A 5860-nucleotide genomic window follows, 5' to 3' on the forward strand; every position below is an offset into this window, starting at 1 on the left:
CGCAGGGCAGGCGGCGCGAGGTCGGGGCGGCGGCTGCCGCCGGTACCGTGGCCGCCCCCCGAAGGGGCGGCCGCGGCGTGTCAGTGCGCGTGAGCGGTACCGCTCTCCTGCTGGGCGACGAGTGTGGTGGCCACCCAGAAGGCGTCGTAGTTGTGGATGACGGCGGGGTCGCCGTACGGCTCGTCGAGCGGTTCGGGCTCCGGGAGTCGACGGTTGATCAGGAACGGGATCTGGAGCTCGCCCAGTGCCCCGTGGGAGCGCAGCGGGGCGTCCAGCCCGCTGAGGTCGTGCCAGGCGGGGAAGCGGCCGAGGGCGGTGCCGGCTTCGGCGAGGACCACGATGTCGCCGATGCGGTCGGCGGGCTGCGCGAAGCGCGCGGCCGCCTCCTCGCGGCCGTGCACCTCCTGGATGCCCCCGATGGCGCGCAGGGCGCCGATCGTGGCGTCGCGGTCGGCGCCCTCGGGGAGGTACACGCTCGCGAAGGAACCGAGCGCGCCGTGGTGCACCGTGTACGGGTCCGTGATGGGCAGGATGACCCGCAGACCCTCGGCCTCGGCGTCCGCGGGGACGCCGAGGATGCGTCGGACCTCCTCCTCGACGAAGACGACCTGGGCGCGGCCCTGGGCGTCGGTCTTGGCGCTCATGCCGTGGTCGGCGGTGAGCACGACGGTCGCACCGAGTTCGGCCAGCCGACCCGCGTAGTGGTCGATCTTCTCGTAGAGGTCGTTGGCGGCCTCGGTACCCGGCGCGTTCTTGTGCTGGATGTAGTCCGTCAGCGACAGGTACATCAGGTCAGCGCCGCGGGTTTCGAGAATTCTCACGCCGGCGGCGAGAGCGAACTCGCTGAGGTCGGCCGAGTATACGGTCGGGAGCGGCTTTCCGACCATGTCGAGAACGTCGCCGATTCCGTTCTCCTCGACGGTGGCCAGATCGGCCTTCTCGGCGGAGAAGCAGATGCCCCGGCGCGAGGGCGGGACGAACTCGCCGGACCCGTCGAGCGAGGGGCCCTCCTCGACGAGACCGGCGCCGAGCAGCCGGCGCAGCTTGTCCTTCGCGGTGACCACGACGACGTCCAGTCCGGCCTCGTTCGCCGCCGCCAGGAGGGTGGGCGCGCGCAGGAACCGCTTGTCGTTCATCAGGACTTCTTCACCGAGCCCGGTGTCGAAGATGTAGTTCCCGCTGATGCCGTGCACGGCCGGCGGCCGGCCGGTGGCGATGGACACGTTGTTGGGGTTGGTGAGGGCGGGCATCGCGCAGTGCGCCGGCCACGAGGTCCCCTCGTCTTCGAGGACCTTGCTCAGCCAGGGCATCCGACCGGCCGCCATCGCCTCGATGTGGTAGTCCGGCTCGCTGCCGTCGATGCAGATGACGACGACCGGGTTTGCGGGCCTGGCGTACGTCCTGCCGTTGACGGTGAAATTCCCGGTGGTCACGGGGGGCTCCTTAGCGTTTCGTTTACGTGGCGCGTATCTGTTGGTAACGCAAGGGTGGTGGCGTGGCGGATCGGGAGGAACCCCCGATCCGGTTATCCGGGTCATAAGTGCGGACCGCTGCTTTACGGCAGCTTGAGTCGGCCTTGGAGAATTCTTTGGCAACGATCCGGTGAAGGCACGGATCAGCCCGGTGCGCGGTGCCCGGTGCCCGGTGTGGCAACGGGGCGGGGGAGGGAGGGGAGCGCCGTCAGCGGCTCCCTGCCAGCTCCTGGGCCAACATGGCGGCTCCCAGACAGGCCGCCCTGCCGCCCACCCGTCCCACGACCACCTCCGGGCGCGGACCGCGCCGGTTGTTCCTCCGGAGGACGGAGCCGATCTCCTGCCGCAGGGCCGTGTCCGCCGCCGGCAGCGGTCCGCCGACGACCACCCGCTCCACCTCGGCGGCCAGGATCATCTCGGCGAGCGCCCTGCTGTCCGCGCTCCGCAGCGTCACCGTCCGGTCGTCCGGCGAGTCCCCGCCCGGGGCGAAGGCCGCCGACCCCGCTGATTGCCCTCCGCGCAGCACCGCGGCCAGGACCGGGTCGCCCGATGCCACGAACACGAACGCGTCGCACCCGCGACCGGCTCCGAGCCTCCCCTCGGCGACGGCACCGGCGTGCCCCGCGTGCCCGAGGGCGACGGGCACGTCGAGGTGCTCCTCCAGCCAGCAGCGCAACGGCGTGCCCGCCCAGCCCAGTCGGGGCACCGTGGCGAGGCCCGTGATCCGGTCGACGGATCCGCCGACCACGAGGCCGGCCGCCACCACCGGCATTCCCCGGCGGCCGGCGAGCGCGGCGAGGTCGCTCGCGCAGCCGAGGAGGGTGTCGAGCACGGCGTCCGGGCCCCGGTGCGGCCGGGTGTACCAGCGCTCGGACTCCCGCACCCGGCCGTCGCCGGTCATCACGGTCCCGTTGATGTAGCGCGCGCCGACGTCCAGGGCGACGACACTCGTCCCGGAGGCGGGACGCCGTCGCGCGGTCTCCTGTCCCGGTGCGCGGGGAAGGGCGCCGAGTTGTTCGGCGGGTGTGCCCCGCGCCGTGGTGGTGGCGCGGTCACGGTCCGGTGCGGGGCGGACGTGTTCGGGGTGCGGATGGGTGACGGTCATGGCGGCCCTGCCTCCGGGTGGTCCTGAGGGTGGTGTGCAGTGCCGCCGCCGCGCGGGCGGAGCGCACCTGCGTCCCGTTCCGACGAGAACGGCGGCCCGGGCCCGGGGCGACGGCATCGCGCTACGCCCCGTCCCGGGAGCGCGGGATCCGATGGTTGGTGAGGGGGAGGGCGGTGGCAAGGCCCGAAATGGTGATGGGGTGGATAGCGGAATCGTATGGGGGCGCTCCGTGCCCGGTGTCGGCGTGAGAAGTCCGGATCGTGTCCTGCGGATTTCCGCTCGGTAACACCCTGGCCGGATCGGCCGGGATGATGCCTGACGCCCGGTCGGGAAGGTCGGCGCGGGAGGTGTCGGGACGTTCAGGAGGCTCCGGGGCCGCCGGAGGTCGCCGGTCGGCCGGAGCGCGGCACCGGCCCCAATTCCTCTGAAGGCGGCGGCACTTCACCCCGTCGGTTCGGTCCCTGGGCGATCGCGGTGGCCGGCGACCGGTGGATCCCCGCCCCTCGACGACCCGTCGCGGATTCCCGGGGAACACCCCGGCCGTCGGGAGGAATCGATCCGGACCGGACCGAGGGGCCGGAGCGGTGACCCGCCGCTCGCGCCCTTCCCCGGGATCTTGAAGAGAGTCCCCGTCCCCGATTCCGCGCACGGATATCCGGTGCGTGAGTATTGACAGCGCGGTTTCGCTGGCGCTGTAGTTCGACTCAGTCGCCCCGCCCGTTTTCGCCGGTTCTTGCCTGAACGGCACCGGCCACCCGAGCGGCTGCAGACCCTCGTCCGGCCGACCCGTGACGCCCCCACCCCGGCGCCGACGGCCGCCCCGCGCGACACGCACCGTCGACCCCACCGATCGGGTCTCCCGTACCCACCCCACCCCGCTCGACCACGCCCTTGCCGGGGCCGTGGTTCGACGGCACCGGTTGACACACCCCCTCAGGAGAAGACCATGGATGACTCTTCCCGCACCCCCTCCGAGATCAGCCGCCGGAGGGTCGTACAGCTGCTGGGCGCCGGCGCGGTGATGGCCACCGCCGGTACCACCATGACCGGCGCCACCGCGGAGGCGCACGCCAACCCCTGGTCGGGGCTGGTGGCGGCGGTTCTGGACGAACCTGATGCGGAGACCAACGCCCGCGGGCTGAAGACGCTGCTGGAGAACGCCGGTTTCGCCGTGATCACCCTGAACCCGAACCAGGGGGTGCGCTACCAGGCCGCGCCGTCCACGCTGTCCGCGGCGAACGCGGCGGCCGCGGCGGCCGTGAACGGTGTTCAGGAGGTGGCCCTGGTCGCCTTCGGCAGCTTCGCCGGCACCCTGCCCTCGTACTCCACCTTCGAGACGGGTCAGCGTGCGTCGCTGCAGGCCTTCGTCAAGGCCGGCGGAGTGGTCCTCGACCTCGCCCAGCCCGACCGGCCCGGTGTCGGCGTTCCCTACCTGCCGGTCTTCGACTACCAGTACGACGCGGTCCCGATGCACGCGGTGCGCACCGACTACGACTCCAACACGATCTACCCGGTGGACACCAACCACCCGCTGGTGAAGCCTCTGGCGGTGTCCACGGCAGCGGCCACCAGTGGCCAGGTGCTCACCGGCCGCCGGACCCGGCGCAGCGACGGGGGATACGAGAAGAAGCTCTGGACCAGTTGGGAGTCGCTGGGGGCCTGGGCCGAGATGCGCGTGCTCCTGTCCTGCGTGCCGGGAACGACGGGCTTCCCGGCGGCCCTGGTGGAGGGCAGGCACGAGAAGGGCAGGTACCTGGTCTCCAGCCTCACCATCGACAAGTGCTACGCGGCGGACGGCACCACGCCGGTCGAGTCCGCCGCCGCCATCGAGGACAGTCACGCCTTCTTCAACGCCCTGACGGGGTACGTGCAGAAGGTGCGGGCTTCGAGCGCGCCCGGCGTGTCCACCACCCCGTCGCCCAAGGCCGGTCCGCTCGTCGGCGACGTGAGCGAGACCACGGCACGGATCTGGGCACGGCCGGGTGTGAACCGGGTGGCCTACCCGATCTGGAGCTGCCAGGTGAGCGGCGGGGCCGTGAACCAACCCGCCGACCGGACCATCATGGCCGACAACGACGAGACCGTCCTGTTCGACGTGACGGGCCTGACGCCGGACACGGACTACACCTTCACCATCACCTGTACGACCCCCGACGCCCCTTCCGTCCCGCTGACCGGGAAGTTCAGGACCGCACCGGTGTCGTCCGCGGCCACCAAGGTCATCCTGGGCGTGGGCTCCTGCGCACACAGCATCTCGAACCCCGTGTGGAAGCAGATCTTGGACAGCCAGTGTGAGGGCTTCGTCATGCTCGGCGACACCCCGTACGCCGACCGGGGGCTCAGCTTCAAGGGCGGCACTCCCCCCACGGACACCGAGGTCCTGACCAAGGCGCGCAGGACCCACCGGGAGTTCCTGGCCGCGCCCGGAATCGACAACCTGGTCAGGTCGATGCCGGTCTGGGGGACGTGGGACGACCACGACTACGGCGCCAACGGCTCCGACGGCACCTTCGTGAAGAAGGACCTGTTCCGCCAGGTGTTCGTCGACTACCGCGCCAACGCCTCCTTCGGCCACGCCACCAACGGGACCCAGGCGGTGACCGGCCGGGGTCCCGGTGAGGGCATCTACACGTCCTTCCGGCGCGGCCCGGTCGAGGTGTTCCTCATCGACCCGCGGTGGTTCTCCAACTCGGGTTCGAACCCGCGGGTCTGCATGGGGAGCGTCCAGAAGGACTGGCTGTTCGGGAAGCTGAAGGCGAGCACCGCCAAGTTCAAGCTCCTCGCTTCGGGAATGACCTGGTACGACAAGGCCGGCCCCGAGAGCGACGACTGGTTCACCTACCAGGCCGAGCGGGCCGAGTTGTTCAAGCACATCAGGGACAACAACATCAAGGGCTGCGTCCTGCTCAGCGGGGACATCCACGTCTCCCGCACCCTGAAGAACCACGGGGACCCGAACGTCGGTTATGACCTGTGGGAGTTCGTCGTCAGCCCGCTGCACGACAAGACGGCCGCCGACGTGCACCACGTGGGCACCCCTCCTGTCGGTCTCGTGGACAAGGTCGCCGAGCCCCGTACCTTCCTCAAGCTGGAGGCCGACACCAGCACCGCCACGCAGGCGAAGCTGACCGCCACCTGGATCAACGCAGCCGGTAAGACGGTCATCGGCCCCCTCGTGCTCACCGCAGCCCAACTCGGCTACTGAGAGCCGTACCTGAGGTGCGGGCCGACGGGCCCCCCCGGCCCCCCCCACCGCTAAAACCGCACCACCCCGACACCCCCC

The 5860-nt window shown here is 71.1% G+C and carries 3 protein-coding genes; 1 reads left to right on the plus strand and 2 read right to left on the minus strand.

Annotated features, from left to right (window positions below):
* Positions 1-80: 80 nt before the first annotated feature.
* Both phnA and ACFWOG_RS12180 read right to left on the minus strand, forming a co-directional pair.
* Positions 81-1433 carry a phosphonoacetate hydrolase gene (gene phnA / locus ACFWOG_RS12175; RefSeq protein WP_380357341.1) on the minus strand — a complete coding sequence of 451 codons (1353 nt, stop codon included), beginning with the start codon at positions 1431-1433 and terminating at the stop codon, positions 81-83.
* Between the two features lie 247 nt (positions 1434-1680).
* The gene (locus ACFWOG_RS12180) at positions 1681-2577 is read right to left on the minus strand and encodes an ROK family protein (RefSeq protein WP_380357344.1); all 897 of its coding nucleotides are present in this window, start codon (positions 2575-2577) and stop codon (positions 1681-1683) included.
* A 946-nt stretch (positions 2578-3523) separates the two neighbouring features.
* On the opposite strand from ACFWOG_RS12180, the gene ACFWOG_RS12185 reads away from it, so the two are divergent.
* A complete protein-coding gene (locus ACFWOG_RS12185) occupies positions 3524-5782 on the plus strand; it encodes an alkaline phosphatase D family protein (RefSeq protein WP_380357347.1) in 2259 nt (752 codons plus the stop codon).
* Positions 5783-5860 lie beyond the last annotated feature (78 nt).

This window comes from Kitasatospora sp. NPDC058406 (genome assembly GCF_042722765.1).
In the GTDB taxonomy this organism is placed as follows: domain Bacteria; phylum Actinomycetota; class Actinomycetes; order Streptomycetales; family Streptomycetaceae; genus Kitasatospora.